This is a genomic window from Thermus brockianus, from assembly GCF_021462505.1.
Classification (GTDB): Bacteria; Deinococcota; Deinococci; order Deinococcales; family Thermaceae; genus Thermus; species Thermus hydrothermalis.
Genome location: NZ_JAKEDV010000009.1, coordinates 36,786 through 62,995, shown reverse-complemented (window position 1 = coordinate 62,995; position 26,210 = coordinate 36,786). Strand labels below are relative to the sequence as shown.

General features: G+C 67.0%; 29 protein-coding genes and 3 pseudogenes. 28 read left to right on the top strand and 4 right to left on the bottom strand.

Annotated features, from left to right (window positions below; genetic code table 11):
* Nucleotides 1-9: 9 nt before the first annotated feature.
* The 20 genes and pseudogenes from LXN00_RS10750 (at nt 10) to LXN00_RS10660 (ending at nt 15,889) form a co-directional block, all read left to right on the top strand.
* The gene (locus LXN00_RS10750; RefSeq protein ID WP_234508120.1) at nt 10-576 is read left to right on the top strand and encodes a LemA family protein; all 567 of its coding nucleotides are present in this window, start codon (nt 10-12) and stop codon (nt 574-576) included.
* A gap of 10 nt (nt 577-586) precedes the next feature.
* On the top strand, nt 587-1,696 hold the full coding sequence (locus LXN00_RS10745; protein WP_234508118.1) for a DUF3137 domain-containing protein: 1,110 nt from the start codon (nt 587-589) through the stop codon (nt 1,694-1,696).
* A 22-nt stretch (nt 1,697-1,718) separates the two neighbouring features.
* Nucleotides 1,719-3,200, top strand: coding sequence for an ABC transporter substrate-binding protein (locus tag LXN00_RS10740; protein WP_234508116.1), 1,482 nt, complete (start codon nt 1,719-1,721; stop codon nt 3,198-3,200).
* Entirely contained in the window at nt 3,201-4,136 is a 936-nt protein-coding gene (locus LXN00_RS10735) for an ABC transporter permease (protein ID WP_234508114.1), read from the top strand.
* Nucleotides 4,129-4,926 (top strand): ABC transporter permease, encoded by a 798-nt coding sequence (locus LXN00_RS10730; protein WP_234508113.1) that lies wholly within the window; start codon nt 4,129-4,131, stop codon nt 4,924-4,926. Before LXN00_RS10735 ends, LXN00_RS10730 begins: the two co-directional genes overlap by 8 nt.
* Before the next feature lie 57 nt (nt 4,927-4,983).
* Nucleotides 4,984-5,793 carry a cyclase family protein gene (locus tag LXN00_RS10725; protein WP_234508110.1) on the top strand — a complete coding sequence of 270 codons (810 nt, stop codon included), beginning with the start codon at nt 4,984-4,986 and terminating at the stop codon, nt 5,791-5,793.
* Nucleotides 5,787-6,335, top strand: coding sequence for a peroxidase-related enzyme (locus tag LXN00_RS10720; protein ID WP_234508108.1), 549 nt, complete (start codon nt 5,787-5,789; stop codon nt 6,333-6,335). The genes LXN00_RS10725 and LXN00_RS10720 overlap by 7 nt, the downstream gene beginning before the upstream one ends.
* A complete protein-coding gene (locus tag LXN00_RS10715) occupies nt 6,332-7,105 on the top strand; it encodes an ABC transporter ATP-binding protein (RefSeq protein ID WP_234508105.1) in 774 nt (257 codons plus the stop codon). The genes LXN00_RS10720 and LXN00_RS10715 overlap by 4 nt, the downstream gene beginning before the upstream one ends.
* Entirely contained in the window at nt 7,092-7,859 is a 768-nt protein-coding gene (locus LXN00_RS10710) for an ABC transporter permease (protein WP_234508103.1), read from the top strand. Before LXN00_RS10715 ends, LXN00_RS10710 begins: the two co-directional genes overlap by 14 nt.
* Complete coding sequence (locus LXN00_RS10705; protein WP_234508101.1) at nt 7,856-8,845, top strand: ABC transporter substrate-binding protein; 990 nt, start codon at nt 7,856-7,858, stop codon at nt 8,843-8,845. The genes LXN00_RS10710 and LXN00_RS10705 overlap by 4 nt, the downstream gene beginning before the upstream one ends.
* A gap of 174 nt (nt 8,846-9,019) precedes the next feature.
* Complete coding sequence (gene dctP / locus LXN00_RS10700) at nt 9,020-10,285, top strand: TRAP transporter substrate-binding protein DctP (protein WP_234508099.1); 1,266 nt, start codon at nt 9,020-9,022, stop codon at nt 10,283-10,285.
* A pseudogene (locus LXN00_RS10695) lies at nt 10,282-11,532 on the top strand (TRAP transporter large permease). The gene dctP and the pseudogene LXN00_RS10695 overlap by 4 nt, the downstream one beginning before the upstream one ends.
* A 216-nt stretch (nt 11,533-11,748) precedes the next feature.
* Nucleotides 11,749-12,110: pseudogene (locus LXN00_RS12825) on the top strand (transposase); the annotation flags it as partial.
* 45 nt (nt 12,111-12,155) lie between these two features.
* Complete coding sequence (locus LXN00_RS10690; RefSeq protein ID WP_234508097.1) at nt 12,156-12,398, top strand: AbrB/MazE/SpoVT family DNA-binding domain-containing protein; 243 nt, start codon at nt 12,156-12,158, stop codon at nt 12,396-12,398.
* A complete protein-coding gene (locus LXN00_RS10685) occupies nt 12,379-12,834 on the top strand; it encodes a type II toxin-antitoxin system VapC family toxin (RefSeq protein ID WP_234508094.1) in 456 nt (151 codons plus the stop codon). Before LXN00_RS10690 ends, LXN00_RS10685 begins: the two co-directional genes overlap by 20 nt.
* 88 nt (nt 12,835-12,922) lie before the next feature.
* Entirely contained in the window at nt 12,923-13,312 is a 390-nt protein-coding gene (locus LXN00_RS10680; RefSeq protein WP_234508093.1) for a hypothetical protein, read from the top strand.
* Between the two features lie 27 nt (nt 13,313-13,339).
* Nucleotides 13,340-13,693 (top strand): hypothetical protein, encoded by a 354-nt coding sequence (locus tag LXN00_RS10675; protein ID WP_234508091.1) that lies wholly within the window; start codon nt 13,340-13,342, stop codon nt 13,691-13,693.
* Complete coding sequence (locus LXN00_RS10670) at nt 13,677-14,633, top strand: hypothetical protein (RefSeq protein WP_234508089.1); 957 nt, start codon at nt 13,677-13,679, stop codon at nt 14,631-14,633. Before LXN00_RS10675 ends, LXN00_RS10670 begins: the two co-directional genes overlap by 17 nt.
* On the top strand, nt 14,630-15,349 hold the full coding sequence (locus LXN00_RS10665; RefSeq protein ID WP_234508086.1) for a hypothetical protein: 720 nt from the start codon (nt 14,630-14,632) through the stop codon (nt 15,347-15,349). The genes LXN00_RS10670 and LXN00_RS10665 overlap by 4 nt, the downstream gene beginning before the upstream one ends.
* Before the next feature lie 3 nt (nt 15,350-15,352).
* Entirely contained in the window at nt 15,353-15,889 is a 537-nt protein-coding gene (locus LXN00_RS10660) for a hypothetical protein (protein ID WP_234508085.1), read from the top strand.
* Here LXN00_RS10660 and LXN00_RS10655 read toward each other — a convergent pair.
* The 4 genes from LXN00_RS10655 to LXN00_RS10640 are packed head-to-tail and all read right to left on the bottom strand — an operon-like array spanning nt 15,886 to nt 19,647.
* The gene (locus LXN00_RS10655) at nt 15,886-17,766 is read right to left on the bottom strand and encodes a hypothetical protein (RefSeq protein ID WP_234508083.1); all 1,881 of its coding nucleotides are present in this window, start codon (nt 17,764-17,766) and stop codon (nt 15,886-15,888) included. The genes LXN00_RS10660 and LXN00_RS10655 overlap by 4 nt on opposite strands.
* 3 nt (nt 17,767-17,769) lie before the next feature.
* The gene (locus LXN00_RS10650) at nt 17,770-18,513 is read right to left on the bottom strand and encodes a hypothetical protein (protein ID WP_234508081.1); all 744 of its coding nucleotides are present in this window, start codon (nt 18,511-18,513) and stop codon (nt 17,770-17,772) included.
* On the bottom strand, nt 18,510-19,421 hold the full coding sequence (locus LXN00_RS10645; RefSeq protein WP_234508178.1) for an RNA-guided endonuclease InsQ/TnpB family protein: 912 nt from the start codon (nt 19,419-19,421) through the stop codon (nt 18,510-18,512). The genes LXN00_RS10650 and LXN00_RS10645 overlap by 4 nt, the downstream gene beginning before the upstream one ends.
* 16 nt (nt 19,422-19,437) lie before the next feature.
* Nucleotides 19,438-19,647: a helix-turn-helix domain-containing protein gene (locus LXN00_RS10640; protein WP_234508079.1), complete on the bottom strand. Its 210-nt coding sequence runs from the start codon at nt 19,645-19,647 to the stop codon at nt 19,438-19,440.
* A gap of 272 nt (nt 19,648-19,919) precedes the next feature.
* Here LXN00_RS10640 and LXN00_RS10635 point away from each other — a divergent pair, with 272 nt between their 5' ends.
* The 8 genes and pseudogenes from LXN00_RS10635 to LXN00_RS12820 form a co-directional block, all read left to right on the top strand.
* The gene (locus LXN00_RS10635) at nt 19,920-21,290 is read left to right on the top strand and encodes a replication initiator protein A (protein ID WP_234508077.1); all 1,371 of its coding nucleotides are present in this window, start codon (nt 19,920-19,922) and stop codon (nt 21,288-21,290) included.
* A 595-nt stretch (nt 21,291-21,885) separates the two neighbouring features.
* Nucleotides 21,886-22,194 carry a hypothetical protein gene (locus tag LXN00_RS12660; RefSeq protein WP_267962809.1) on the top strand — a complete coding sequence of 103 codons (309 nt, stop codon included), beginning with the start codon at nt 21,886-21,888 and terminating at the stop codon, nt 22,192-22,194.
* A 37-nt stretch (nt 22,195-22,231) separates the two neighbouring features.
* Nucleotides 22,232-22,966 (top strand): CRISPR-associated endoribonuclease Cas6, encoded by a 735-nt coding sequence (gene cas6, locus LXN00_RS10625; RefSeq protein ID WP_234508075.1) that lies wholly within the window; start codon nt 22,232-22,234, stop codon nt 22,964-22,966.
* Nucleotides 22,959-23,549, top strand: coding sequence for a hypothetical protein (locus tag LXN00_RS10620; protein WP_234508073.1), 591 nt, complete (start codon nt 22,959-22,961; stop codon nt 23,547-23,549). Before cas6 ends, LXN00_RS10620 begins: the two co-directional genes overlap by 8 nt.
* Before the next feature lie 72 nt (nt 23,550-23,621).
* A complete protein-coding gene (locus LXN00_RS10615; RefSeq protein ID WP_234508071.1) occupies nt 23,622-24,584 on the top strand; it encodes an AAA family ATPase in 963 nt (320 codons plus the stop codon).
* Complete coding sequence (locus LXN00_RS10610; RefSeq protein ID WP_234508069.1) at nt 24,581-25,456, top strand: ParB/RepB/Spo0J family partition protein; 876 nt, start codon at nt 24,581-24,583, stop codon at nt 25,454-25,456. Before LXN00_RS10615 ends, LXN00_RS10610 begins: the two co-directional genes overlap by 4 nt.
* A 110-nt stretch (nt 25,457-25,566) precedes the next feature.
* The gene (locus LXN00_RS10605) at nt 25,567-25,773 is read left to right on the top strand and encodes a DUF2281 domain-containing protein (protein ID WP_234508068.1); all 207 of its coding nucleotides are present in this window, start codon (nt 25,567-25,569) and stop codon (nt 25,771-25,773) included.
* A 72-nt stretch (nt 25,774-25,845) separates the two neighbouring features.
* A pseudogene (locus tag LXN00_RS12820) lies at nt 25,846-26,181 on the top strand (PIN domain-containing protein); the annotation flags it as partial.
* Between the last annotated feature and the right edge of the window lie 29 nt (nt 26,182-26,210).

The window sequence follows — 26,210 nt, the reverse complement described above, 5'->3', positions numbered from 1 at the left end:
AGGGACAGGATGGACCTGGCTATCGTGCTAGGGTTGGTGGCGCTCCTCGTCTTGGGGGGCTTTCTCACCTACAACGCCCTCATCGCCCGCAAAAACCAGGTGGAAAACGCCCTTGGCGCCGTGGAGGCCTACCTCAAGAAGCGCCACGACCTCATCCCCAACCTGGTGGAGGCGGTGAAACGGTACATGGCCCACGAACGGGAGCTTTTGGAGAGGCTCGTGGAGCTCCGGGAGAAAGCTTCTATGGCCCTAAGGGAGGGCAAGCCCGAAGAGGACTTCCGGCTGGAAGGAGAGCTCTCCCGCCTCCTCGCCCAGGTGCGCCTCCGGGCGGAGGCCTACCCGGACCTAAAGGCGAGCCAGAACTTCCTGCAACTCCAAGCCGCCCTCACGGAGGTGGAGGACTCCCTGGCCGCTGCCCGGCGCTTCTACAACCAGGCGGTGACGGACTACAACAACGCCATTGAGCAACTGCCGGGCCGCCTCCTCGCCCCCCTCATGGGCCTAGGGCGCAAGCCCGTCTTCACGGTCCCCGAAGAAGAGCGGGAAAGGCCCGACTTGGGGAAGCTCTTCGGGTAGGGAGGGCTAGGTGGAGAAAGAAGAAATCCTGGCCGCCCTCGAGGCCAAGCTCGCCCCCCTGGAGGCCCAAAGGAGGCGGGAACTCCTCCTGGCGGGGGTCCTCCTTCTCCTCACCCCCTTCTGGGCCTACCTCCTCCTGAAGGCTTTCCAGGCTATCGGAGTCCGGGGGCTAGGCACCCTCTGGACCCTCCTCGTGGCCATCCCCCCGGGGCTCGCCCTGTGGCGCCTCCACGTCCTCCGCTCCACCCTCAAGTGGAAGCTCGCCAAGCCCCTGGCGGAAGCCCTGGGCTTCACCTACTTTCCCTCCTCCGGCCTGTCCCGGGAGGACGTGGAGGCCTCGGGCCTCCTTCCCCGGGCGGACCGCTATGAAAGCGAGGACTTCCTGGAGGGGCAAGTGGGCCCCTTCGCCTTCCGCTCGGGGGACATCGCCCTCTACCAAAAGCAACGCACCAAGAACGGCACCCGCTACGTCCAAATCTTCCAAGGGACCCTCTACCGCTTCTCCCTCCCCTTCGCCTTTCCCCAGGAGGTACGCCTCGCCCCCCAAGGGGCGGGGGTACAGGCGGGTGGGGCCTCTCCCGCCCTCGTCCTCGGCTTCCTGGCCCTCTTCTGGGGGATTTTCGTCCTTGGCGTTACCTTTGGCGAAGGGGATAAGGCGGAACTCCCCCTCGTGGTGGGGGGCTTCGCCCTCCTAAGCCTCCCCTTCCTCCTCTACGGCCTTGGCCTCTGGAAGCCCGGCGTGGGGCCTAGGGAGCGGGTGGCCCTGGAGTCGGGGGAGTTTGAGCAGCTCTTTGACGTCTACGGGGACCAGATAGAGGCCAGGAAGCTCCTGACCCCAAGGGTGCAAGAGGCTTTGGTGGCCTTCAGAAAGGCCCTGGGGAAGCCCTTCTGGGCGGCCTTTAGGGGAAGCGAAGCCTGGTTTCTCATCCGAGGGCGGAACCGCTTTGAGCCGAGCCCCCTCCGCCCCCTGAACCGAGAAACGCTTCGGGGCTACGTGGAAACCTGGACCCACGACCTCACAGAGGCCAAGCGGCTTTTGGAGGCGGTGGGGCTGGACCTCGAGGCCAGGAAGCGGGGCCTCTTGGGGGGCGAGGGCGCCACCCCTGGAACCCTGTGGTAGGCTTTCCCTAAGGGAGGAACCCATGAAGCGCACCCTGGCGATGCTCGCTCTCGGCTTCTCCCTCGCCCTGGCCCAGACCCGGGGCGGGGAGCTTCGGGTGGCCATCCTGGCCGAGCCCCCGGTCCTGGACCCCACCGCCTCCACCAGCCAAGAGATCGCCCGGATGCTCTACGACAACGTCCTCCAGGGCCTGGTGAAGTTCAACGAGAAGGGGGAGATCGTTCCCGCCCTGGCGGAGCGCTGGCAGGGAAGCCCCTCCAGCCTCACCTGGACCTTTTACCTGCGGAAGGGGGTGCGCTTCCACGACGGGAGCCCCTTCACCGCCGAGGACGTGGTCTACAAGTTCAACCGGGCCCGGGACCCCAGGTCCGGCCACACCCACCCCGAGTACTACCAGGACATCCAGAGCGTGGAGACCAAAGACCCCTACACCGTGGTCTTCCGCCTGCGCCAGCCCAACCAGGACTTCCTGTTCAACTTGGCCCGTCCCGACTCCGTGATCGGCCCCAAGGGGCGGGTGGAGGCGCAGCGGACAAACCCCATCGGCACCGGCCCCTTCCGCTTCGTGGCCTGGGAGCGGGGGGTGGGGGTGCGGCTGGAGCGGTTTGAGGGGTACTACGAGCCCGGCCTCCCCTACCTGGACCGGGTCTTCTTCCGCTTCCTTCCCGACGCCAACGCCCAAATCGCCGCCTTAAGGGCCGGGGACATCCACGTGATCGGCCTCGGGGTGAGCCCGGAAAACGCCCTGGTGCTCGGGCGGGACCCCGCCTTCAAGGTGGTCACGGGCTTCACCACCACGGAGATCACCGCAGGGATGAACAACAGCCGCCCCCCTTTCAACGACCCCCGGGTGCGCCGGGCCATCCAGCACGCCGTGGACAAGAAGGCCCTGGTGGAGGGGGTGATGCTGGGCTACGGCACGCCCATCGGAAGCCACCGCTCCCCGGGGGAGAGTTGCTACGAGGACCTCTCCGGCTACTACCCCTACGACCCCGCCCGGGCCCGGGCCCTCCTGCAGGAGGCAGGGTATGGGCCGGGCAACCCCTTGCGCTTCACCTTCACCCTCGCCGCCCCCTACCCCTACGAAAGGCGGCTTGGGGAGGCCATCGCCGCCCAGCTCGGCCAGATCGGGGTCCAGGCCCGCCTCGAGGTGGTGGAGTGGGCCACCTGGCTTTCTCGGGTCTTCCGGGGGGCGGACTACCAGATGACCATCATCGGCCACTCCGAGCCCAACGACATCGGGATCTACGCCAACCCCAACTACTACTTCCGCTACGACTCCCCCAGGTTCCGGGAGCTCTACACCCAGTACCTGCGCACCCCGGACCCCAAACGGGCCTGCGAGCTCATGAAGGAGATGCAACGCCTCCTCGCCCAGGACGCGGTGAACCTTTGGGTGATGAACGCCCCCTACTTGGCCGCCATGCGCCGGGAGGTGATGGGCTGGTGGACGAACCAACCCACCCCGAGCCTCAACGTGACCCGGGTCTACCTGGCGCGCTAGATGCGGGGCTTCCTCCTCCGCCGCCTCCTCCTCGCCCTCTTCACCCTCTGGCTTTCCGCCACCTTGGTCTTCGCCTTCCTCCTCCTCCTGCCTGGGGACCCCGTGCAGGCCATCCTGGGCCTGGAGGCCTCCCCCGAGGCCCGGGCCGCCCTGGAGCGCTCCTTGGGCCTGGACAAGCCCCCCCTGGCGCGCTACCTGGACTGGCTAGAGGGGGTTTTCCGGGGGGAGCTGGGGGAGTCCATCCGCTACGGGAAGCCCGTGGCGGAACTCCTCTGGGAGAGGCTTCCCCTCTCCTTGGCCCTGGTCCTCCTGGGGCTTGGGGGTAGCCTGGCCCTCTCCCTCCCCCTCGCCCTCCTCGCCCTCCGCTTTCCCCTTTGGGACCTGGCCCTAAGCGGCCTCATGGCCTTCCTCCAGTCCCTCCCCACCTTTTTCCTCGGGGTGGCCCTCCTCTACCTCCTCGCCGTCCACCTTCCCCTTCTCCCCGCAAGCGGCTTCCCGGGCTGGGAAAGGCCCTTAGAGGCCCTCCGCCACCTCCTCCTCCCCGCCTTCACCCTGGCCCTCTCCCGGGCCGCCCTCCTCTTCCGCATGGCCCGGGCGAGCCTCCTGGAGGTCCTCTCCCAGGACTACATCCGCACCGCCCGGGCCAAGGGGGTCCCCGAGGGGCGGGTGCTTTGGAAGCACGCCCTGAAACCGGCAAGCCTTCCCCTAGTGACCCTTTTAGGCCTCGAGGGGGGCTTCCTCCTCACGGGGGCGGTGGTGGTGGAGGCGGTCTTCGCCCTCCCCGGCCTCGGGAGCCTGGCCCTCACCGCCCTGGAGGCCCGGGACTACCCCCTCCTCCAGGGCCTGGTCCTCGCCATGGCCTGCCTCATCGTCCTCTTCAACCTCCTCGTGGACCTCCTCTACGGCCTTCTGGACCCCCGGGTGGCGTATGCCTAGGCCAAGCCTCCTCTTGGGAAGCCTCCTCGTGGGCCTCTTCCTCCTCCTGGCCCTGGCCTCCTTCCTCTACCCCGTGGACCCCAACGCCCCGGACTTCCTCCGCCGTCTAAGCCCTCCTTCCCCGGACCACCCCCTGGGCACGGACCCCTTGGGCCGGGACCTCCTGGCGCGGGTCCTCCACGGGGCCAGAAACGCCCTTTGGGTGGGGGGCATCGCCGTGGCGGTGGGGTTTGGCCTGGGGGTCCCCTTGGGGCTCCTCGCCGGGTACCTGGGGGGCCTGGTGGACGGGGCCCTAAGCCTCCTCATGGAGGCCCTCTACGCCCTGCCCGGCCTTCTCCTCGCCCTCCTCTTCGCCGCCCTCCTGGGCCCCGGGGCCTTGAGCAGCATGCTGGCGGTGGGGCTATCCATGGTGCCCGCCTTCTTCCGGGTGGCCCGCGCCGGGGCCATGGCCCTCCGGAGCGCCCCCTTCGTGGAGGCGGCCGTGGCCTTAGGGGCCTCGAGGGGGCGCATCCTCCTCCGCCACATCCTCCCCAACCTCCTCGGGCCCCTCCTGGTCCAGGCGAGCCTAGCCTTCGCAGCCGCCCTCCTGGCCGAGGCCGCCCTCGCCTACCTGGGCCTCGGCGTCCAGCCCCCCGCCCCAAGCCTCGGCCGGATGCTCCGGGAGGCGCAAAGCTTCCTCCCCCTCTCCCCTTACCCCGCCCTGGTCCCGGGCCTCGCCCTCACCCTGGCCGTCCTCGGCTTCAACCTCTTGGGGGACGGGCTACGGGACCGGCTGGACCCCAGGCGGTAACCCTTGCCTACCTTTGCGGGGACGTGGTAAGTTTATTCGGCAAGAAAGGAGGACGCCATGTGCGCACCCTTGGTGATGGAGGCGGTGGCCCGCTCCCTTTCCCGGAGGGCCTTTTTGGGGGCGGGCCTGGGGCTTCTGGCGGGGCGGGCCCTGGCCCAGGCGGAGGTGCCGGGGAAGGCCTTCTCCCGGGCGGTGGACCTCACCCATGAGCTCTCCCCGGAGATCCCCCTCTTCCCCGGGGCCGAGCCCATGCGCATCACCACCCTGGTCACCGTGCGGCAGAACGGCTACTACGGGAACCGCCTGGACCTCTGGGAGCACTCGGGCACCCACATGGACGCCCCCGCCCACTTCGCCGAGGGGGGGCTTACGGCGGAGAAGCTCCCCGTGGCAAGCCTCATCGCCCCCCTGGCGGTGCTCCACCTCCACGAGCGGGCGGCCAGGGACCCCGACACCCAGGTGACCGTGGACGACATCCTGGCCTACGAGCGCCAGCACGGCCGCCTGCCCAAGGGGGCCTTCGTGGCCATGCACTCGGGCTGGGAGGCGCGCTGGCGCGACCCCAAGGCCTTCCTCAACCAGGACGCCTCCGGCACCCTCCACTTCCCCGGCTTCTCCCCCGAGGCGGCGGAGTTCCTGGTGCGGGAGCGGGAGATCGTGGGGGTGGGGGTGGACACCCTCTCCCTGGACCACGGCCCCTCCAAGGACTTTAAGGCCCACGTGATCCTCCTCGGGGCCGGGAAGTACGGCCTGGAGAACCTGGCCAACCTGGCCCAGGTGCCCCCCGCCGGGGCCCTCCTCTTCGTGGGCGGGCCCAAGCACCGGGGCGCCTCCGGCGGCCCCGTGCGGGCGGTGGCGGTATGGTGATCTCCTGGCTCCGGGTCCCGGAGGAGGCGGAGCTTCCCGAGGAGGTGAGGGCCCTCTTCGGGGAGTTCCGGGAGCAAATGGGCTTCGTCCCCAACGTGGCCCGGGCCTTCGCCCTAAGCCCCCGCTTCCTCCTCTGGTTCCGCTACTACCACGCCCTCATGCGGGGGGAGGGCCTCCTCAGCCGGGAGGAAAAGGAGGCCATGGCCATCGCCATAAGCGGGGAAAACCGGTGCGAGTACTGCGTGGCGAGCCACAAGCGCTACCTGAAGGAGCTCACCGGGGACGGGCGGCTCCCCGAGGTCCTGGCCGCCAACCCCCGCCGGGCGGAGCTTCCCCCGAGGATGCGGGCCCTGGTGAACTTTGCCCTCAAGGTAACCCACCGGCACTACGAGCTTTCGAAGGAGGACCTGAGGCCCCTCAAGGAGGCGGGGCTTTCCGACGAGGCCATCCTCGAGGCCGCCGAGGTGGCGGCCATGTTCAACTTCACCAACCGCCTCCTTAACGCCCTTGGGATAAGGCCCAACCCCGAGTACTATTCATGAGCCTCCTGGAGTTCCGGCAGGTTTCCGTGGCCTTTGGGGAGTACGTGGCGGTGGAAGGGGTTACCCTCCGCCTCGTCCCCGGGGAGTTCGTGAGCCTGGTGGGGCCCACGGGGTGCGGGAAGAGCACCCTCCTCAACGTGGCGGCGGGCCTCCTCCCCCCAAGCCGGGGGGAGGTCCTCCTGGAGGGGAGGCCCCTCAGGGGCCTGAACCCCTTGGCGGGCTACCTCTTCCAGCAGGACGCCATCCTCCCCTGGAAGACCGCCCTGGACAACGTGGCCCTCCCCTTGGTCTTCCGGGGGCGCCCCTGGGCCGAGGCCCGCAAGGAGGCCCTGGCCTGGCTGGAGAAGGTGGGGCTTGGGCGTTTTCCCCACCACTTCCCCCACCAGCTCTCCGGCGGGATGCGCAAGCGGGTGGGCCTGGCCCAGGTCCTCATCGCCGGCCCCAAGCTCCTCCTCATGGACGAGCCCTTCTCCGCCCTGGACGTGCAGACCCGGCAACTCATGGAGAACGAGCTTCTAAAGCTCTGGCAGGAGGACCGGAAGACGGTGCTCTTCGTGACCCACGACCTAGAGGAGGCCATCGCCCTCTCCGACCGGGTGGTGGTCCTCTCCGCCGGGCCCCGCTCCCGGCCCATCGGGGAGTTCCCCATCCCCCTCCCCCGGCCCCGGGACGTGGCGGAGATCCGGCTCACCCCCGAGTTCCTGCGGCTCCACCGGGAGATTTGGGAGCTTTTGCGAGGGGAGGTGATGCGGGCCCATGCGGGGGCTTAGGGTACGGCTTTGGCAGGCGGGGCTCCTCGTGGCCTTCCTCCTCCTTTGGGAGTGGGCCTCGAGGACAGGCCGCATAGACCCCTTCTTCTTCTCCTACCCCTCGGAGATCCTCAAGCGGGTCCTCCGCTGGTTCGGCACGGGGGAGGTCTACCCCCACCTCTACGTGACCACGGTGGAGATGCTCCTCGCCTTCGCCATCGGCACCCTCCTCGGGGTGGTCTTCGGGCTCTGGCTCGCCCTCTCCCCCGGGGTGGCGGCGGTGCTGGATCCCTACGTGAAGGCCCTGAACGCCATCCCCCGGGTGGTCCTCGCCCCCATCTTCACCCTGTGGTTCGGCCTCGGGGTCCTCTCCAAGGTGGCCCTGGGGGTCACCCTGGTCTTCTTCGTGGCCTTCTTCAACACCTACCAAGGGGTGAAGGAGGTGAGCCCCATCGTCCTGCAAAACGCCCGCCTCCTCGGGGCGAACCGCCGCCACCTCCTCGCCCACGTTTACCTGCCGGCGGCGGCGAGCTGGATCTTCAGCTCCTTGCGGACCTCCATCGGCTTCGCCGTCATCGGGGCCGTGGTGGGGGAGTACCTGGGAAGCGCCGCCGGGCTTGGCTACCTCATCGCCCAGGCGGAAGGGGTTTTTGACACCACGGGGGTCTTTGCCGGGATGGTGGTCCTCATGGCCTTCGTCCTGGCGCTGGACGCCCTGGTGGGGGCCGTGGAACGGAGGCTTCTCGTGTGGCGGCCCAAAGGAGGTGAAGCATGAAGCGGATTGCGGTCTGGTTCCTTCTGGTCCTTTTGGCCTTCGGCCTCGCCCAGAAGCGGGTGGTCCTGGGCGTGGGGGGGAAGACCGCCGTGGTCTACCTGCCCCTCACGGTGGTGGAAAGGCTCGGCTACTTCAAGGAAGAGGGCCTGGACGTGGTGATCCAGGACCTCCAGGCGGGTAGCCGCGCCCTCCAGGCCCTTATCGGGGGAAGCGTGGAGGTGGTGATGGGCTACTACGACCACACCATCCAGATGCAGGCCCAGGGCCGGGACATCGTGGCCTTCGTGCAGGTGGGGCGGTATCCGGCCATCGTCCTCGGGGTGCGCTCGGACCTGGCGGACCAGGTGCGGTCCATCGCCGACCTCAAGGGGCGCCGGGTGGGGGTCACCGCCCCCGGCTCCTCCACCCACTTCTTCCTCAACTACCTCCTGGTGAAGAACGGCCTCAAGCCCACGGACGTGGCCGTGGTGGGGGTTTCCGTGGGGGCGCAGGCGGTGGCCGCCGTGCAGAACAAGCAGGTGGAGGCCATCGCCAACGTGGAACCCGCCATCACCCTCCTGGAGGAGCGGGGCCTCATCAAGGTCCTGGCGGACACCCGCACCACCAAGGGCACCCGGGAGGTCCTGGGAGGGGAGTACCCCGCCGCCGTCCTCTACACCACCCGGGCCTGGCTGGAGCGGAACCCGGACACGGCCCAGCGCCTGGTGAACGCCATGGTGCGGGGCCTGCGCTGGATGCAGGGCAAGTCCCCCGAGGAGATCGCCGCCATTCTGCCCGAGGAGTACTTCCTGGGGGACAAGGCCCTCTACCTGAAGGTGCTCAGGAACTCCTTGGAAAGCTTCTCCCCCACGGGGCGCTTCAGCGACACCGCCCCCTTGCGGCCCCTCACGGTGCTCTCCGCCTTTGACCCCAACGTGGCCCGGGCGCGGATAGACCTGAAGCGCACCTACACCAACGCCTTCGTGGACCAGGCGCCCAAGCAGTAAGATTATGCATAAGAGGCGAGGGTTCCTGCGCAAAGCCCTGGTAGCCCTTATCGGCATTTCCTGAAGGCCCAAGCCCAGACCTAGAACATGGCCACCCCCTATCCCCCGGCCAACTTCCACACTCAAGAACATCCTCCAGTTCGCCCAGGAGGTGGAGGAGGCCACGGGGGGCGGGTGAAGATCACGGTCCACCCCGGGGGGTCCCTCCTCCCCCACCCGCAGATCCTCCCCGCGGTGCGCAACGGGCAGATCCAGATGGGGGAGGTCCTCATGTCCCTCCTCGCCAACGAAAACCCCCTCTTCAACCTGGACTCCATCCCCTTCGTGGCCATGAGCTACGAAGGGGCGCAGCGGCTTTACCAAGCCCAGCGGCCCGAGGTGGAGCGGTGGCTCGCCCAGCGGGGGGTGGTCTTCCTCTACGCCGTGCCCTGGCCGCCCCAGGGGCTTTACACCAAGAAGCCCGTCCAGTCCGCCCAGGACCTCCAGGGGATCCGCTTCCGCGCCTATAACCCCGCCACGGCCCGGCTGGCGGAGCTCCTGGGCATGACCCCCGTGCAGGTGGAGGCGGCGGACATCCCCCAAGCCTTCGCCACGGGCATCGTGGAGGCCATGATCACCTCCCCCGTCACGGGGGTGGACAGCCAGGCCTGGGACTTCGCCCGCTACTTCTACGACGTGAAGGCCTGGATTCCCAAGAACATGGGGGTCATCGGCCGCCGGGCCTTTGAGAGCCTCTCCCCCCAGGACCGGGAAGCCCTCCTGCAGGCGGCCAAGCGGGCGGAGAAACGGGGCTGGCGGCTAAGCCAAGAGCAGGAGGAGAAGGCGCTAAAGACCCTGGAGAGCCGGGGCATGCAGGTGGTGAAGCCCTCGCCCCAGCTCCTCGCCGACCTCAAGAAGGTGGGCGGGACCATGATCGTGGAGTGGCAACGCCAGGCGGGGGCCACAGGGGTGAAGGTCTACCGGCAGTACCTCGGCCGAATGAGCCTCCTATTTCGCCTGGCAGAACTCCTCGCGGCCCTCATGGGCCTTTTCGTCCTCCTGGTGATCCTGGCCCAGGTGGTGGAGCGCTTCCTCGGCTTCGTGGTCCCCTCGGCCCTGGAGCTCGCCGGCTACGCCACCGCTGGCCTCATCTTCCTGGGCCTCGCCCCCACCCTGCGGGCCGGGGGGCACATCCGGGTGGGGCTCCTCCTGGAGCGGCTTCCCCCAGGGCCCAGGCGGGCCGTGGAGGCGGGGGCTCTCCTCCTGGGCCTTTTGGCGAGCCTCTTCGCCGCCTACCACGCCTGGGCCAAGGCGGCGGAGAGCTACCGCTATGGCGACCTGGCCCCGGGGCTACTCCCCTTGCCCCTATGGCTGCCGCAGGGTTTTCTAGCCCTGGGGCTTAGCTTTTTCGCCTTAGGCCTCCTGGAAGCCTTCCTGAAGGCGGCGAGGAGGGAAAGGTGAACCTCCTCGAAGCCAGCCTCGCCCTCATCCTCACCCTCCTGGAGCTTGGGGTGTACGTGGGGCTTGCCCTCCTCCTGGTGGGCCTCCTGGCCCTCGCCCTCTACACCTAGGCCCCCCTTGGGCCCAACCTGGCCACGGCCCTCTGGACGGCCACCTCGGGCTGGAGCCTGGCCGCCCTTCCCCTCTTCGTCTGGATGGGGGAGGTCCTCTATCGGTCCCTCCTGGCCCAGGGGCTTTTCCAGGGGCTTGCCCCGCTCCTCTCCCGGCTCACCGGGGGGCTCCTCCACGGGAACGTGGTGGCGAGCGCCCTCTTCGCCGCCGTCATCGGTTCCTCCGCCGCCACCACGGCCACGGTGAACCGCTTCACCCTGCCCGAGCTCCTGCGGCGGGGCTACCCCAAGCCCCTCGCCCTGGGCTCCCTGGCGGGGGCGGGCACCCTGGGCTTCCTTATCCCCCCGAGCGTCATCATGATCGCCTACGGGGTGATGGCGGAGGTGTCCGCGGCCCGGCTCTTCATGCTCACGGTGGCCCTCCTCGCCCTAAGGCACCGGGACGCCTTGCCGAGGGAGCCCTCGAGGCCCCTCGGGGAAACCCTCCTGGGCCTCCTAAAGGTGGGCCCCGTACTCCTCCTCATCCTCCTCGTCCTGGGCTCCATCTACCTTGGGGTCGCCACCCCCACGGAGGCGGCGGCCATCGGTGTAGTGGGGGCCTTCCTCCTCGCCGCCCTCTGCCGGGAACTCTCCCCTTCCCTCTCCTTTGAAAGCCTCTTGGGAGCCGTGCGTACCACCAGCATGATCGGCCTCATCTTGGCGGGGGCTGGGGTGCTCACCCTGGCCATGGGCTTCACGGGCATCCCCCGGGCCCTGGCCGCCTGGGCGGCCGAGGCCGGGGTCACGCCAATAGCCCTCATCTTCTTCCTAACCCTGGTCTACATCGTCCTGGGCTGGTTCCTGGACGGCATCTCCATCGTGGTCCTCACCATCAGCGTGATCCTGCCCGTGGTGAAGGCCATCGGTGTGGACCCCCTGTGGTTTGGCATCTACCTGGTGATTATGGTGGAACTCGCCCAGATCACGCCGCCCGTGGGCTTCAACCTCTTCGTCCTCCAGTCCCTGACCGGGGAGGACCTCGTCCGCATCGCCCGGTATAGCCTCCCCTTTATGGGGGTCCTCCTCCTCATGGTGGCCCTCCTGGTGGCCTTCCCCGAACTGGCCACCTGGCTACCCCGGACCATGACGGGAGGCTAAGGCCTGGCGGCACGAGCTCGCCATCTGGCGGATGGTATCGCCCCTTGGGGAAACCTTCCTGTAGGCAGCTCCTCGGCATCTTGACTCCAACAAGCGGAATGCCTTCGTGTGCTACTTGATCTCCAGGGTCAGATGCGCAAAAAGAGGGGGTGCTATGAAGCTTAACCGTGAGCACCCCCTTTAACCACCTTGATTCCAAAGGTCCTTGAAGGCTAAGACCTCGCCAAAGACTACCTGGCCAGCAAAACCCTCCTCAAACCCCTCTTCCCCTCTCTACCCCACCTCTCCCGCTTCTACCGCGTCCTCCAAAAAGCCGCCCGCCTCCCCGCCCTCCTGGCCCAACGCCTGGAAGGCGGACCCGGCCTCCCCCAAGGGGTGGACCGCAAACCCCTACCCCTAGTCCACGGCCACCGCATCCACACCCGCTCCTTCCCCCACGTAGCCATCGGCGTGGGCCCTTTGGATTTGCTGGGCTTGTCCTGGGGGTGGTGATGAACGAGCGGGGACGCTTCTTTCGCTTCGCCCTTTTGCCCAGGAACGTTCGGGAGAAGTGGAGCGAGGGGCTATTGGAAGGTATGAATTTCGGCAAACCAAGAAACCCTGAGTTGGGATATACTGAAACCATGGAACTGGCCAAGCTTAGCCGAAAGGGCCAACTCTCCATTCCCAAGCGCCTCCTCAGGGCCATGGGCGTGGAGGGGGAAGCTTACTTCCTAGTGGAGCTCGCCCCCGAAGGGGGGCTCCTCTTGCGCCCCGCCGGGGTCTACCCTCTGGAGGTGTACACGGAAAGGCGCCTCCAGGAGCTCCTGGCAGAGGACGCCCTTACCGAAGAGGAACGGGCCCGCCTTGCCGCAATCCCCCGCTAAGCTCCGCCGCCTTTTTCTAGACGCCAACGTCCTCTTCGCCGCTTGTTGGCAAGCGGGAAGGGCGCGGGCTCTTCTGGAGCTAGCGCCCAAAGTGGGCTTAGAGCTCCTCACCTCCGCCCACGCCCTGGAGGAGGCCCGGCGCAACCTGGAGGCGAAACGGCTGGAGGCCCTGGAGTACCTTCAGGTCCTTCGGGAAAGCGTGCGGCCGGTTCCTGAGGCTCCTTGGAGCTTGGTGCAAAAAGCCTTAGCGAAAGGTCTTACCTTGGAGGATGCACCGATCCTGGCGGCCGCCTGGAGCGCTCGTGCGAATGCCCTGGTTACCGGTGACCGACGCCATTTCGGGCACCTTATGGGCAAAAAGGTGGGAACGGTCTGGGTGCTTTCCCTGAGGGAGTCCTTGGAGTTGGTTCTGGACCTCCTGGAGAGCCAGGGGTGAGGAAAGCTTTGGGACGAGGGGTTTGCGGGGTCCCGTAGGCCCTGAAGTTCCCCCTGGCCCACCGAGGAGGAAGGGAGAAGCCTTGGGCATGGCAAGATCCCTCCGCCTGGCGGTCTTTCTGCTCCTGGGGGGCTTAACTTACGGCCAAAGATTGGGCAAACCCCTGGGGGCTGACTGGAACGCCATCTCCCAAGATCTCTTGGCGACCGGGGCGGCACCCGACACGCTCGGGGAAAGACCTCCCTTGGAGCGCCTCCTCCTTGGGCCCTTGCCTGAGGGTTACCAAGGGTTTTCCCTTTCCGTGGGGCTTCTCCGTTGGAGCGTGCCCTGGACCTTCGCCGGGGCCTTGGAGGGGCTCGTGGTGGCCGATTCTTTATGGCAGGGCTTCTGGCTCACCAACGCCCTCTGGGCCGCAGAGGACGGAGGCATCGCCCTGGTGTTCTTCCTCGAGCGCAGAGCGCCTTTCAAACCCTCATAGGTACGGTGCAAACCCCTCAAGGAACGGGTGAAGAGGCAACTTGTCGCCCTGGAAGAGCGGTTCACACGCCGCAAGGCGCCCTTACTGAAGGCCCTGGAGGAGTACCAGAAGGTGCTCGCCCACCTGGAGAACCTTCGGGCGGAAGGGCGCTACCCCGAGGGCGCCCTCCGGGCGGCCCTTGCCCGGGAGGAGCTTAGGATCGCCTACGTCAAGGGGGAGCTTGCCCGCCTCGAGGAGGCCCACCGCCTCCAGGTGGCCAAGCGCCTCACCCGGGCCCGGGTCAAGGCCGCCCGCCTAGCGGCCCTGGCCCAAGCAGAGGAGGCCTTGGACGACCTCTTCCCCCTGCCGCAAAAGGAGGAAGGCCATGCCCCTGCTCTTTAGCCTGCGCAACATGCGCGCCTACTGGATCGGAAAGCGGGACGGGAGGAATTTCGCCAAGAAGCACGCCAGCCTCGCCTACCTCACGCCAAGCCCCTTCCCCCAGGAGCTCGCCGAGCGCTTCCGGCGCTGGATGGAGGGGGTGGCGGGGCGGTACCTGCGGCTTAGGGCCAGGCTGGAGGAGCGGCTAGAGGTGGTCCGCCACCAGCGGAAGGCCCTCACCCGGGTGGTGGGCCAGGACGAACCCACCCCGGAAGTCTTCGCCCACATGTGGGGCTACGCCGGGCGGTACGGGCTCCTCGGAGCGGTGCTCGCCGCCGAGCTCGTCTACAACAAGCTCGCCATGGACACCCTAGAGCTCTCCCAGCTAGAGGCCTACATCGTGGCCTCCATCGCCACCTTGGTCATGTTCTGGCTTGGGCACGAGGCGGGCAACCAGTTCCGGAAGGGCAACGTGCCCCTCGCCCTGGGCATGGCGGTCTTGCCGGCCCTGATGGCGGTGAGCTTCGCCGCCCTCCGCACGGAGTTCACCCGGCGCATGGCCCAGATCAACGGGGACCCCCTCCCCTCCCCCTGGGCCCTGCCGGCCCTTTTGGTCTTGGGCCTGGCCCTCGTGGCCTTCACCTTCTTCCTGGGCTACAAGAGCCCCCACGAACGGGAGGTGCTCATGCGGAAGCTCTTCCTCACCGCCCGGAAGGAGAGGCGGCTTGCGGAGCACCTAGAGGCCCTACACCGGCACACGGAGCGCGCCCTGGACCAGCTCCTCGCCCACTACCGGGAGGAGGTGGCCGCCTACTGGCGGGGGTTCGCCCGGGCCTGGCCCGCCTGGGACCCGGCCCCCGAGTTCGTGGGATACGTGCCCCCCTTGAACCGCCCCGAGCTCCCACCCCTCACCCACGAGGCCCCGAGCGACCCCCTGACGCAAGAGGTGCGGGCGGGATGATCCCTTGGGTCTTGAGCCTAGCCCTCACCCTGCCCTTTGGCGGGCAGGTCCAGGACTTCCAGGTGCTGGTGGCCCTGGGATGCAGCGCCCCCCGTCACGTGCAAAACGCCTACCGGGAGGCACTGGCCCACGAGGTCCTGCCCCGCCTGGCGGAGAGGCTTCTCAACGAACGGATACGCCTCACCCTGGCCCCCATCACGGGGCGGAGCTACACCGCCCCCGTGCGGGTCCTGGAAACGCCGGACCCCCTTTCCACCCCCCGGTTCAAGCTGGAAAAGGAAAAGGCCCTCTGGCAGAGGCGGGCCCTCGAGGCCTTTGACGAGCTCCGCAGGCGGGCCACCGCCGAGTGCACCAAGGGCACGGAGATCGTGGCCGCCCTAAAGGCGGCTGGGGAGCGGGCCAGGGGCAGGGGGCGCATCCTGGTCCTGGCCCACGGATTTGAGCAGTCCGAGCTGGTGAACCTTTACGATTACCGGCTCAAGCTGGAAAGGCCCGAGGTGCGCAAAACCCTGCTAGAGCGGACAAAGCAACGGCTGGGATTACCTAACCTAAGGGGCCAGGAGGTCTGCATCGCCGGCATCACCGCAGGCCACGACAACAACGCCAACGCCCGGCTCACCACCTCCATCAAGGCCTTTTGGGAAGAGCTTATCGCCGCTTCCGGAGGGAGGCTTGTGGGCTACGGCGCCTCCCCCCGGCTCTACCCCTTCCTATAGGCCATGGCCGCAGTCTGGAAACGCACGGGAGATCCGCTTGGGGACTTTATCCGGCTCATCCTCCTCCTGGAGGAAGCCCTGGAGCGGCTCGGGGCTCCCCCTGAGGCCACCCTGGGGGCCAAGCTCCACTCGGGGGCCGCCCTGGCTTTTTTCCAGAGCTACCCCGATGGGGAGGAGGTGCGGGCCAGGCTTTGGCGGCTCGTGGAGGTGCGGAACGCCGTCCTGCACGAGCGGGCGGAGGTCCCCCCTTGGGCCTTTGAAGAGGGAGAGGCCCTCCTCCGCCGGATGCTTCTCGCCCTGGAGAGGCAGGGGTTCTACGAAAGGGGGGAGCTTGCCGAGCGGGTGGCCTTCCTTCAGGCCCCGCCCCCGCCCGAGCCCGCGCCTATCCTCGAGGCCATCCCCCCGGAGGAGGCGCGGGTCCCCGAACCCTTGCGGGAAAGGCCCAAACGGCCCTGGTGGGCCCTCCGCCTTCCCCTGCCCATTCCCGCGCGGGCCCTTCCCAGAAGGCTCCTCCCCGTGCCCAAGCGTAGGCTCCGCTAGGGAAGCACCTTATCCAGGTCCTCGGGGAAGCGGTGGACCCCTTCCACCCCTTCGGGCACCCGCAGGGCCATGTAGACGAGCCGAGGGCTCCTCTCCGGCGGCGGCGCATTCCCCCAGTCCCGGGCCAGCATGAGCCCCTTCCCCTGGGTCCCCGCCACCCCCTGTACCAGGCTTTCCATGAAGGGGGCCCGTTTCCGGAGTTCCCGGGCCGTGGGCTTGCACTCCAGAAACCACAGGGCACCCCGGTAGAGGAGGACGCCGTCCACCTCCGTGTTCTGCCCGCCCAGGTCCTCCCGCCCTCCCAGGGGCACGAGGTTGCCGCCCATGGCCGCCCTACCTCCTCTGGTCGCAAGGTGGGCCTGGAGCTCGGCGAAAGCGAGGTACTCCAGGGCAAGACCCTTCAGGCTTCCCCTGTCCTTACCGGAAAACTCCCGGCCAAACCGCCTCCACCGGTCAAGGAAGCCTTTGACTAGGGGAGAGGTGTCCCATCCCCGCTCCGCCTCTTCCCAGCCCTCGAGGATGCGGCGGGCCAAAGCCAAGAGCTCGGGGTCCGGGTAAGGTCTCCCCACCTTGCCGAGGAGCCGGTACACTCGCAGGAGAGGGTAGGCCTCCGGGTCGCCCTCCCCCCAGGGAACGGGGAGCTCGCCCCCCTCTAGCCGCAAAAGCCGGTCCCGGTCCAGGTAGGAGGCCTCCACCCCTTTCCCCAAGGCGAGGAATAGGCCCATGGCCAAGGCGGTGGTGCCCCCATTGAGGTTGGCGTGCACGGGTAACCCCCGCCTCGAGGCCTCCTCCACCACGGGGCCTAGAAGCCTGACCACCTCCTTCCAGGCCCAGGGGGAGGAGAGGAAGCTGAAGTGGACCCGCACCCCCTGTTCCCGGAAAAAGGCTTGGGCCGAGCGGAGTTGCCCCTCCATTTCCCCGGTGGCGAGGGGGTAGACCTCCTCAGGCTTGGCGTGGAGGTAAGCGGCGTAAAGGGGCATGCTCTGCTCGGAAAGGAGGGCGAGAAGGCTTGGCCCCTGTGGGGCGGGAAGGGCCTTCTTGGGGGCCTTGCCCTGGGCTTGGGGAGCGAGGTGCGCCGCCAAGGGCTTTTCCGGGTGGGCGAGGAGAACCCCCTGCTCCTGCGCCCAGGCCCGCCAGCGGGCCAGGACGTTGCCCCTTTGTTTGGCGTGGAGGCTTTGCAGGTGGGCGGCGTGGAAGGCCACCACGGGCCGGCACAGGTAGCCTCCAAGCCTCTGGGCCTCCTGGCGGTGCTGGGCGAGGGCGTTCCGCTCCATCTCCCCCTTAGGGTTCCCAAGGTGGGGGCGCACCCAGTAGGGCCGGCCCCGGTAGACCACAAAGAGGCCTCCCCCACGCCCATGAAGCCGCACGGCCTCTGCCCCTTGGAGGAAGGCCCTGGGCGGTTGCACGGGCTCCACCTCCTCCCCCTCGGGCCGGAGGTAGAGGCGGAGGTAGTCCGCTAGCGTCAGGGCAGCACCCCCGTCTCGCACCTCCTCCCCTTCCTCCGGGAGGAAGAAGAGGGCCCGGGGGGCCTCGAGGTCCCGGTGGGCGTCCAGGAGGAAGACCCTGGCCCCCGTCCCCTGCCAGCGGCGGAGGGAGCGGAGGGCGAGGAGCTTGGAGCCCCCGGTGAGGTTGACCCAAACCCCCTCTCCTGGCTCCACCCCTGCCCCGTCCAAAGCCCCCGCTTCCAGCAGGCGGTAGGGGGTGCCCTCCTCCTCAAGGAGCCGCAGAAGGGCCTCCCACTTCTTCTCGTACCCCGGCCAGGGCCTTTCGGCGTAGAAGACCGCTTCCTCCACGCTGCCCGCGCGGCTACGCACGAACTTGAGCCCTATGTAGGCGGGGCCGGGCTCGTTGCCCAAGAGAGAAACGTAGACCGCCATGGCTCACCGGGGCAAGGGGATGGCCTCGAGGTCCGGCTGGAACCCGAGCGCCCCTTGGAGGTCCTGAAAGAGCTTCCGGGCGAGGGCCGCCACCTGGTCCACCTGCTTCTCCGTGGGCACCTGCAGGCCGTGGACGAGGAGGGCCTGGTTTCTGGCCTTGAGCACCCCAGCAAGCCCCTGCAGGTCCCGGACGTTCAGGGAGGCCAGGAGGGGGTCCCCCAGCACCCGGAGGAAGGCCAAGACCTCCAGAAGCCCGAGCTTTTCCCGAACCCTCGGGGCCTCGTTCCCCGGGAGGATGCGCCGAAGCTCCTCCGCTAAAGCCTCCGCCTCCTCCGGGGAGAGCCCGGGGGCCTCGGCAAGGCGGCCGAACCGGCCAAGCCGCTCCTGGAGGAGGAGTTCCAGGGCCCGGTAGGCGTAGAGGGCCGCCAGGGTGGTCTGGCCCCGCTTGCCGAAGCGTTCGCTCAGGTGAAGGAGGGTGGCCGCCACCGCCAGCACCCCTCGGGGGTTCGCCAGGTCCCCTGTGGAAAGAAGCTCCCGCGCCGCTTGGAGAAGCTCCGTTTGGCGCTTGAGGCGCCCGAAGTGGCGGGCCAGGGGGTGCTGGAGCCAGACGTTCCTGCCCAGGGCCTCGAGGAGGCTTTCCCCCTTCCTGGCCGCCTCCTTAAAGTCCAGGGCCCGCCAAGCCCGGTACATCTCGGCGAGGAGGTGGTGACGACTCCTCGGACTAAAGTCCGAGGCTTCTCGGTTCAAGATACAGCTATCCCTGTATCTTTCCCCGAAGGCCCCGTCCAGGCCCGAGCCAAGATGTTCCGCGCAGCGGCCACATCCCTGTGAAGCGGCGTCCCGCAGGATGAACAAACAAACTCCCTCACCCACAGGGGCTTTTTCTCCCTGTGGCCGCACACCGGACAGTCCTGGCTCGTGTATTTGGGGTCTACCCTTATGACTCGCCTACCAGCCTCCTCCGCTTTGTAGGCGAGGATTTGCAAAAACTGCGCCCAACCGGCATCGTGTACGCCCTTGGCTGTGTGGCTACGAGCTAAGCCAAGAACGTTCAGGTCTTCGTGGACGATAGTCCCATAGCGGTTAACAAGCCTCCTCGCCACCTTGTGGTGGAAGTCCAACCTTTGCCTAGCTACCTTCCGGTGTAGCTTGGCAAACTCTTCCTTGGCCTTCAGGTAGCGACAGCTCCCCTTCCCTTTACGAGAGAGCTCCCTCTGCTTCCTAGCCAGCCTCTCCTGGGTCTTCTGGTAGTACCGAGGGGCTTCTATCTTTTCCCCCTCCGAGGTGATGAGGAAGTGGGGGTTGGTCCCCAGGTCAAGGCCCACCGCCTCCCTAGACGGGGGAAGCGGTTTGGGGTCTACCTCACACACAAAGACGATGTACCATTCGTCCCCTTCTCTTTTGATTGTGGCGGTCTTGATTTTCCCTTCAAGCGGGCGGTGCATCTTGACCTTAACCGAACCAATCCCGTGAAGAAGAACCCGCTTCCCGCCCTCCTGGACTTTGATCCCGGTGGCGTAGGCCTGGGGGAAGGTGAAGGCGTCGTAGCGTCCCTTTCCCTTGAACCGGGGGTAGCCGGCTTTACCCTTTCTGGCTTTTAGGCGGCGGAAGAAGCCCTTGAAGGCTCGGTCTACTCTCTTAAGAACGTCTTGCAGGACCTGGGAGTGGACCCTATTTGTACTCCGGCAGGTCGGCTCTTATCTCTGGGAGCCACCTCATTTGTTCGTAGAGGGAAAGGCTTTTCTTCGCTTTCCTATGTGCCATCCTCCGTTCTTGGAGGGCGGCGTTGTAGAGCTGGCGGCAGAGCTCCAGGGTGCGCTCCAGGTCCTTTTGCTGGGGCTTGGTGGGGTAGAGGCGGTATTTGAAGGCTTTACGTGCCACGTGCCATCACAATAGCGCATCCTCCGCTTGTCCTGCTATGTGCACCTTCGACGGGCGTGGGGGAGTTTATGTATCCCCGGCTCGGGAACTGGGGGATTATCGCTTCCCTACGCCGCCCCCTCTTTTCTGTAAAGGGCCTGGGAGTTCCCGCCCGCAGCCACCGCCTCCTTGTACCTGGCCCACGCCTCTTGCAACGCCTTCCACCGTTCCTGCTCTTGGAGCATGGAAACCCTTATACCACAAGGCCCCCCTCCGGTAGAATGGACCGGAACATGGCCGCAAGCCGCCCTTCCAAGAAGGAGGTCCTGGCCCGGGCGCAGCACCTGGACGAGGCCAACGTGGCCCGCCTTGGGCTCATCTCCATCCAGGAGCGCATCCCCGAGGGCTACTCCTCTTGGGAAGAGGAGTTTGAGTTCCTGGGCAAGCCGGTGAAGCTGGCCTGCTACGCCAGCGAAAAGGTGGGGGGCGTGCCCCACGGCTTGGACAACGAGGTTTCCTTGGCCCTCATCGCCCTTTACTTCAACGCCGGAAGCCCCGAGGACGGCACCTTCACCGCCACCCCTTACCAGATCCTGAAGCTCATGGGCCTGGACACCTCGGGCTACTACTACCAGGCCCTCAAGGAGAGCCTCATGCGCCTCACCACCGCCACTTACGTCCTCTCAGAGGCCTGGCGGGCGGATGGGCGCTGGCAGAGCGTCACCTTCCGCTACATAGAGAAGCTGGAGTACACCTCTTCCGCCGAGGGCAAGCTGGACCGGGCCAGCGTCTTGCGCATCACTCTGGCCAAGGAAATCGTGCGCTCGCTAAAGCAAAACTACGTGAAGCCCATTGACATTGAGTTCATGGCGAGCCTCCGCCGCCCCTTGAGCCGGGCCCTGTACCGGCTTTTGGACGCCCAGCGGTTTTCCCCGGAGAACCCGGCCCCCCTCACCCGGTTTGAGGTGAACCTCATGGAGTGGGCCGCCGCCTGCAAGATCGTCCACAAGCGGCCCGACAAGGTGCGGCGCACCCTCGAGCCCGCCCACGAGGAGCTCATAGAGCGCCGCTACCTTCAGTCCGTGGAATACATCGGCCGGGGCCAGAACCAGACCATCGTCTACGTCTTCGGCGAGGAGGCGGGCGGGGTCCCAGATATGGAGGCGGTGGAGCTCCTGATGGCGGAGGGCCTTTCCTTCACCAGCGCCTATTCCCTCGCCCGCCGCTACCCCTTGGCCCACATCAAGGAGCGCTTGGAGCGGTACCGGAACATCCTGGCCTCCGGGTACAAACCCAAGAACAATCTGGGCTTCCTGGTGGACGTGATCCGGGACGAAAGCGGCAAGTACGCCCGCGCCCTCCCCCCCGCCTCCGCCCGCAGGGTCCAGGCCAAGGTGGAGGAGGAGGAGGCCCGCCGCATAGAGGAAGAGGCGGAAAGGGAGTGGCAGAACATGCCCAAGGAGGCCCAGGTGCGCCGGGCGGTGCAGGTGGCCCAGCTCCTTTTGCGTTCCCGCCTTTCCGTGGGCGACCTCGAGGACCTCACCCGCCTCATGGAGGCGGGGGTGCTTGAGCCGCGGCGGGTGGTGGAGGAGCTCAAGGAGGCGGCGTCCCGGGGGACTTTGGAGGAATGGGTCCAAAGTTTCCGCATGGGGCTGGGGGAGTAGGGGTATCGGAAGACTTGGGGAGTTTTGGGCGGGGCGGGAAGCGAAACCCCGCCCTTTTCCCTTAGTTAAGGCAAAATCGGCTCGTACCCCGACTATCGGAAGACTTGGGCAGTTTGCCCGGTCCCGTATCGGAAGACTTGGGGAGTTTGGGGAGCAAACTATCGGAAGACTTGGGGAGTTGGTATCGGAAGACTTGGGGAATTGCTATCGGAAGACTTGGGGAGTTTGGGGAGCAAACTATCGGAAGACTTGGGGAGTTGGTATCGGAAGACTTGGGGAGTTCTATCGGAAGACTTGGGGAGTTTTTCACCCCGGTTTGCGTCCTGAACGCGGTTTTCGCCCCGCCGCCCCCCGTCCTTGTTGTTGATCATCAATATATCAATGGGTTTAGAGCATTTAAGGAGATTAATAGAGATCAACAACACGGCACTATTGTTTGGATCCATTCCCTTTAGCGTTGGACAGGGCTCCCCTCTTTCCTTGCTCCATGTAACGTATCCAAGCAATGGCTATCGGAAGTCTTGGGGTGTCCTTCCCCCGGAAGCCCTCCGTGCCTGGCCCCGGTGGGTGCCCATCCCGAATGATAAAGCTCTGTATGAAGGTCCTCATCCTCACGGTAGGGACCACCCCAGGCCCCCTGGAGGAGGCCTTGGCCCACCACGCCCCGGAAGGGGTGGTTTTCCTGGCGAGCCAGGACACCCATCCCGTGGCGGCGAAGCTGGTGCGGGACTATGGCACCTCCTTGCGCCATCACGCCTCCTTTCTGGACTGGTCCGAAAGCTTTGCTGCAAGCTATCACGTAACCTTGAAGAACCCAAAGACGTTCCTGAAACAGAAGAGACTGGCGCCGGTTGCCTACCTGAAAGCGAGTACCAGGGCCAGCGAAGCGAGCGCTACCGTGTGAGCGATGGGCACCGGGGCCGAATGGGTACAATCGGGCCATGGTCTTGGCGGCGCTGGTGCTCCTCCTGGAGGGCGAGGCCCCGCCCGAGCCCTTGGGCCTAAGGGGGTTTTTCTACGGGCTCCTGCGGGAGGTGGCCCCCGAGGTGCACGACCAGGGGGAAAACCCCTTTGCCCTGGGGTTTGGGGGGAAGGAGGGGGCTTACTGGGCCCGGGTGAGCTTTCTAAGGGAGGACCTCTATGCCCGGCTCTCCCCTACCCTCTTCGCCCTCGAGGGCCAGGAGGTGCGCCTGGGGACCCCCTTCCGCCTCAAGGCCGTGCTCCAGGAGGGACACCCCTGGGCGGGGGTCACCACCTACCCGAGGCTTTTCCAGAACCCCTTAGGGCCGGACCTCCCCTTGCGCTTCCACGCCCCCACCTTCTTCCGCCGCAAGGGGGTGCACTACCCTCTCCCCGAGCCTAGGCTGGTGATGGAGAGCCTCTTACGGCGCCTCGAGGCCTTCGGCACCCTCAAGGCCCCAGAGGAGGTGCGGGAGGCCCTCTTGGAGAGGACCACGGTGCGCTGGCTGGAGGGGCGCACCCTGAGGGCGGCCACGGAGGTGGACACCGTGGGCTTCGTGGGCCGGGTGGTCTACCACCTCCCTAGGGCCACGGAGGAGGAGCGGGCTTGGCTTTGGGCCTTGGGGCGCTTCGCCTTCTTCGCCGGGGTGGGGGCCAAGACTGCCCTGGGCTACGGGCGGGCCAAGGTGTTCGCCCCGAGGGAGGGGGATGGGTAGGCTCCTTGTGGTCCTGGCCCTCCTCCTCGTGGCGGCCTGGTTTTGGCAGCGGCCCAAGCCCCCGCCGCCAGGCGTCCTGGCGCCCCATCCCCCGGTGCAGGAGCCCTTGGGGCCGGAAGATCCCCGTGCCCTGGTGAAGGGCCCCTACCGGCTAATCCCCGTGGCCCGGTTCGGCCTCGAGGCCCGTCTCCTCGCCAAGCGCCGCTACCGCTTTGACCGGTGGGCGGCGGTCGCCCCTTGGGACTTCGCCCTGGGCTGGGGACGGATGTCGGACACCGCCGTTCTCCGCCGCATGCGCATCTGGCAGGCGGACCGCTTCTACTTCTACGCTGGCTCCGGGGAGCCCCCCATCCCTTTGAGGGAGATCGTGGAGCATAGCGCCAACATGCACCTCGTGCCGGCAAGCCCAGGGATAGAGCGGGCCATGGGCCGGGTGCGCCCTGGCCAGGTGGTGCGCCTCGAGGGCTACCTGGTGGACGTCTACGGGCCGGATGGGTCCTATTGGCGGACCTCCACCACCCGCCAGGACACGGGGGCCGGGGCGTGCGAGGTGGTCTGGGTGGTGCGTTTTGCCTTTCGGTAGGGCCGGGGTTCTTGTGTGGGAACCGTCAGAGCCTGGTTGCCGAAAAGCGCACATACCTGGTATCCTTCCCTCATGAAACGGGAAAGGTTGGTTCCCCTCACGGAGTGGGCCCGCAAAGAGGGGATGTCGGAGAGCCTGGCCCGGAGGTGGATCAAGGAGGGCAGGCTGGCGGCGGTGCGCCTGGGCCACTACTGGTACATCCCCGAGGAGGTGGACGGTCCCGAGCGGAGGACGCAGGTTTACACCCTCTTCACCCACGCCGGCGGGGCGGGGAAGACCTCCCTGGCCCGGGACCTGGGGTTTGAGCTGGCCTCGAGGGGGTACCGGGTTCTCCTGATTGACGCCGACCCCCAGGCCAACCTCACCGCCTGGCTCGGCGTGGACCCGAGCGGCGTTCAGGACGAGGAAACCCTCCTTCGGGTCATCCGCCAGGACCTCCTCCCCCCGCCCAAGGAGGTGGGCCGTAACCTTTACCTGGTCCCCGCCTCCGTGAACCTGGCGGTGGGGGAGCTGGAGCTGGACCGGAAGCCCTTGGGCGCCCTGGCCCTGCGCACCGCCCTGGAAAAGCTGGAGCGGTACGACCTGGTCTTCGTGGACTCCCTGCCCTCCCTGGGCTCCTTGGCGGTGATGGCCGCCCTGGCGGGGGACGGGCTCCTGGTGCCCGTGGAGACGGGGGCCAAGGGAATCCAGGCGCTAAAGGCGGTGATCGGGGTGGCCAAGGAGTACCGGGAGGCCCTGCGCAAGGTGGACCCCGAGGCGGTGTCGGGGCGGGGCCATATCATCCGCGCCTTCATCCCCACCAAGTACGACGCCCGCACCGCCGGCGACAACCGGGTGCTGGAGACCATCCAAGAGCTGGAGGAAATCGCTCCCGTAACCCCTCGGATGGCCTACCGGCCTGGCCCACACCGCCGTGCCACGGAGGAGGGGGTGCCCATCCACCTCACGGGGGACAAGGAGGCGGCGGAGGAGGTCGCCCGGCTCGCCGACTTCCTCCTGGAGAGGGTCTTCCGCTTTGAGGAGGTGGTGGCGTGAGCGCCATCCGGGCCTACCTCAAGGGACTGGTGGAGGAGGCCAAACGCCCTGCATCCTCCGTGGCCCTCCTGAGCGAGCTTGTTCCCCGCCCCCAACCCCGCCGCCGCTTTGACGAGGCCTCCCTCCAGGCCCTGGCCGAGTCCATCCGGGCCCAAGGGGTCCTGGAGCCCCTCCTGGTTCGCCCCGTGGAGGGCGGGAAGTACGAGATTATCGCCGGGGAAAGGCGCTACCGTGCGGCGGGGATGGCGGGGCTTAAGGAGGTCCCCGTGGTGGTCCTGGAGGTGGACGAGAAGGCCGCCTCTGCCATCGCCCTCATGGAGAACCTCCAGCGGGAGGACCTGAACCCCTACGAGGAAACCATCGGGGTCCTGGACCTCCTGGCCCTGGAGCTTGGGAAGAGCAGGGACGAGGTGGTGCGCTTCCTCCACCGGATGCGGAACGAGAAGGGGGGTAAGGCTACCCCCAACGTTGGGGGTAGCCCAGAGGCCCAGAAGGTGGAAGAGGTCTTCCGCCTCCTCGGACGAATGACCTGGGACTCCTTCGTGAAGCACCGCCTCCCCCTCTTGAGGCTTCCCGAGGACCTGAAGGAGGCCCTGGAAGGAGGTGCCATCCCCTACACCGCCGCCTTAGAGCTCAAGAAGGTGAAGGACGATGGCCTTCGGAAGGCCCTTCTGGAAGAAGTGAAGGCGGGGCTTTCCTTGCGGGACCTGAAGGCCAGGGTGCGGGAGGCCTTAAGGCGGGAGGAGGCGCCCAAGCCCTGGTACAAGGAGGTGGTGGCGAGGCTTAGCCGGCTTGACCTCGAGGCCCTCCCCCCCAAGAAGCGCCGCCTGGTGGAAGAGAAGCTGAGGGAGCTGGAAGCCGTGCTTCTCTGAGGGTTTGGGGGCTTCTGCGTTCCCCAGAAGAGACCGTTACTCTTGGGACGCCTGAAGGTGCCCCCGGGCCTGGAGAGGTGGCCCAAGGGTGGTAGAAGGGAGGAAGACGTATGGGAAGGCTTGAGGAGTTGCTTCAGCAGTTGCCGCCCGAATTGCAACGGGAGGTTGCCGACTTCGCGGAGTTCTTGCTGGAAAAGCGGCGCCGCAAGCAAGCACGTCCGTTGCGACAAGATTGGGCGGGAGCGCTCCGGGAGTACCGCAGTCAGTACACTGCGCTAGAGCTTCAGAAAGAGGCGTTGCGGTGGAGGGGCGATTGAGCCATGTATCTGGTGGACACGAACGTCTGGTTGGAGCGCTTCCTGGAGTAGGAGCGGGCGGAGGAGGTCGGAGCCTTTTTGGCCCAAACCCCCTCGGACCAGTTATGCCTAACGGACTTCTTCCTCCACTCCATTGGTATCGTGCTTGGCCGGCTTGGCAGGTCGGATGCCTTCGTCTTGTTCGTCCGGGATGCATTCCTGGAGGGGGCCGTTTCCCTCGTTCGCCTAAGCCCTGAGGATATGCCGGACCTGGTTGCGACCATGGAGCGGTATCGGTTGGATTTTGACGATGCCTATCAGTACAGGGCGGTGGAAAAGTACGGCTTGATCTTGGTCAGTTTTGACGGCGACTTTGATAGGACGCCCCTCGGGCGCAGGACGCCTGCTCAGGTACTTGGTAAGGGATAGCCCGGAGTGGAAGAAGGCCAAGTGTCTTC

Coding starts and splice junctions, on each gene's coding strand:
- LXN00_RS12660 (WP_267962809.1), top strand. CDS start 21,886: ATGAAGGTCCTCATCCTCACGGTAGGGACCACCCCAGGCCCCCTGGAG.
- LXN00_RS10655 (WP_234508083.1), bottom strand. CDS start 17,766: ATGGCGGTCTACGTTTCTCTCTTGGGCAACGAGCCCGGCCCCGCCTAC.
- LXN00_RS10605 (WP_234508068.1), top strand. CDS start 25,567: ATGGGAAGGCTTGAGGAGTTGCTTCAGCAGTTGCCGCCCGAATTGCAA.
- LXN00_RS10690 (WP_234508097.1), top strand. CDS start 12,156: ATGGAACTGGCCAAGCTTAGCCGAAAGGGCCAACTCTCCATTCCCAAG.
- LXN00_RS10730 (WP_234508113.1), top strand. CDS start 4,129: ATGCCTAGGCCAAGCCTCCTCTTGGGAAGCCTCCTCGTGGGCCTCTTC.
- LXN00_RS10665 (WP_234508086.1), top strand. CDS start 14,630: ATGATCCCTTGGGTCTTGAGCCTAGCCCTCACCCTGCCCTTTGGCGGG.
- LXN00_RS10635 (WP_234508077.1), top strand. CDS start 19,920: ATGGCCGCAAGCCGCCCTTCCAAGAAGGAGGTCCTGGCCCGGGCGCAG.
- LXN00_RS10725 (WP_234508110.1), top strand. CDS start 4,984: ATGTGCGCACCCTTGGTGATGGAGGCGGTGGCCCGCTCCCTTTCCCGG.
- LXN00_RS10620 (WP_234508073.1), top strand. CDS start 22,959: ATGGGTAGGCTCCTTGTGGTCCTGGCCCTCCTCCTCGTGGCGGCCTGG.
- LXN00_RS10715 (WP_234508105.1), top strand. CDS start 6,332: ATGAGCCTCCTGGAGTTCCGGCAGGTTTCCGTGGCCTTTGGGGAGTAC.
- LXN00_RS10705 (WP_234508101.1), top strand. CDS start 7,856: ATGAAGCGGATTGCGGTCTGGTTCCTTCTGGTCCTTTTGGCCTTCGGC.
- LXN00_RS10750 (WP_234508120.1), top strand. CDS start 10: ATGGACCTGGCTATCGTGCTAGGGTTGGTGGCGCTCCTCGTCTTGGGG.
- LXN00_RS10660 (WP_234508085.1), top strand. CDS start 15,353: ATGGCCGCAGTCTGGAAACGCACGGGAGATCCGCTTGGGGACTTTATC.
- cas6 (WP_234508075.1), top strand. CDS start 22,232: ATGGTCTTGGCGGCGCTGGTGCTCCTCCTGGAGGGCGAGGCCCCGCCC.
- LXN00_RS10710 (WP_234508103.1), top strand. CDS start 7,092: ATGCGGGGGCTTAGGGTACGGCTTTGGCAGGCGGGGCTCCTCGTGGCC.
- LXN00_RS10740 (WP_234508116.1), top strand. CDS start 1,719: ATGAAGCGCACCCTGGCGATGCTCGCTCTCGGCTTCTCCCTCGCCCTG.
- LXN00_RS10615 (WP_234508071.1), top strand. CDS start 23,622: ATGAAACGGGAAAGGTTGGTTCCCCTCACGGAGTGGGCCCGCAAAGAG.
- LXN00_RS10680 (WP_234508093.1), top strand. CDS start 12,923: ATGGCAAGATCCCTCCGCCTGGCGGTCTTTCTGCTCCTGGGGGGCTTA.
- LXN00_RS10720 (WP_234508108.1), top strand. CDS start 5,787: ATGGTGATCTCCTGGCTCCGGGTCCCGGAGGAGGCGGAGCTTCCCGAG.
- LXN00_RS10670 (WP_234508089.1), top strand. CDS start 13,677: ATGCCCCTGCTCTTTAGCCTGCGCAACATGCGCGCCTACTGGATCGGA.
- LXN00_RS10735 (WP_234508114.1), top strand. CDS start 3,201: ATGCGGGGCTTCCTCCTCCGCCGCCTCCTCCTCGCCCTCTTCACCCTC.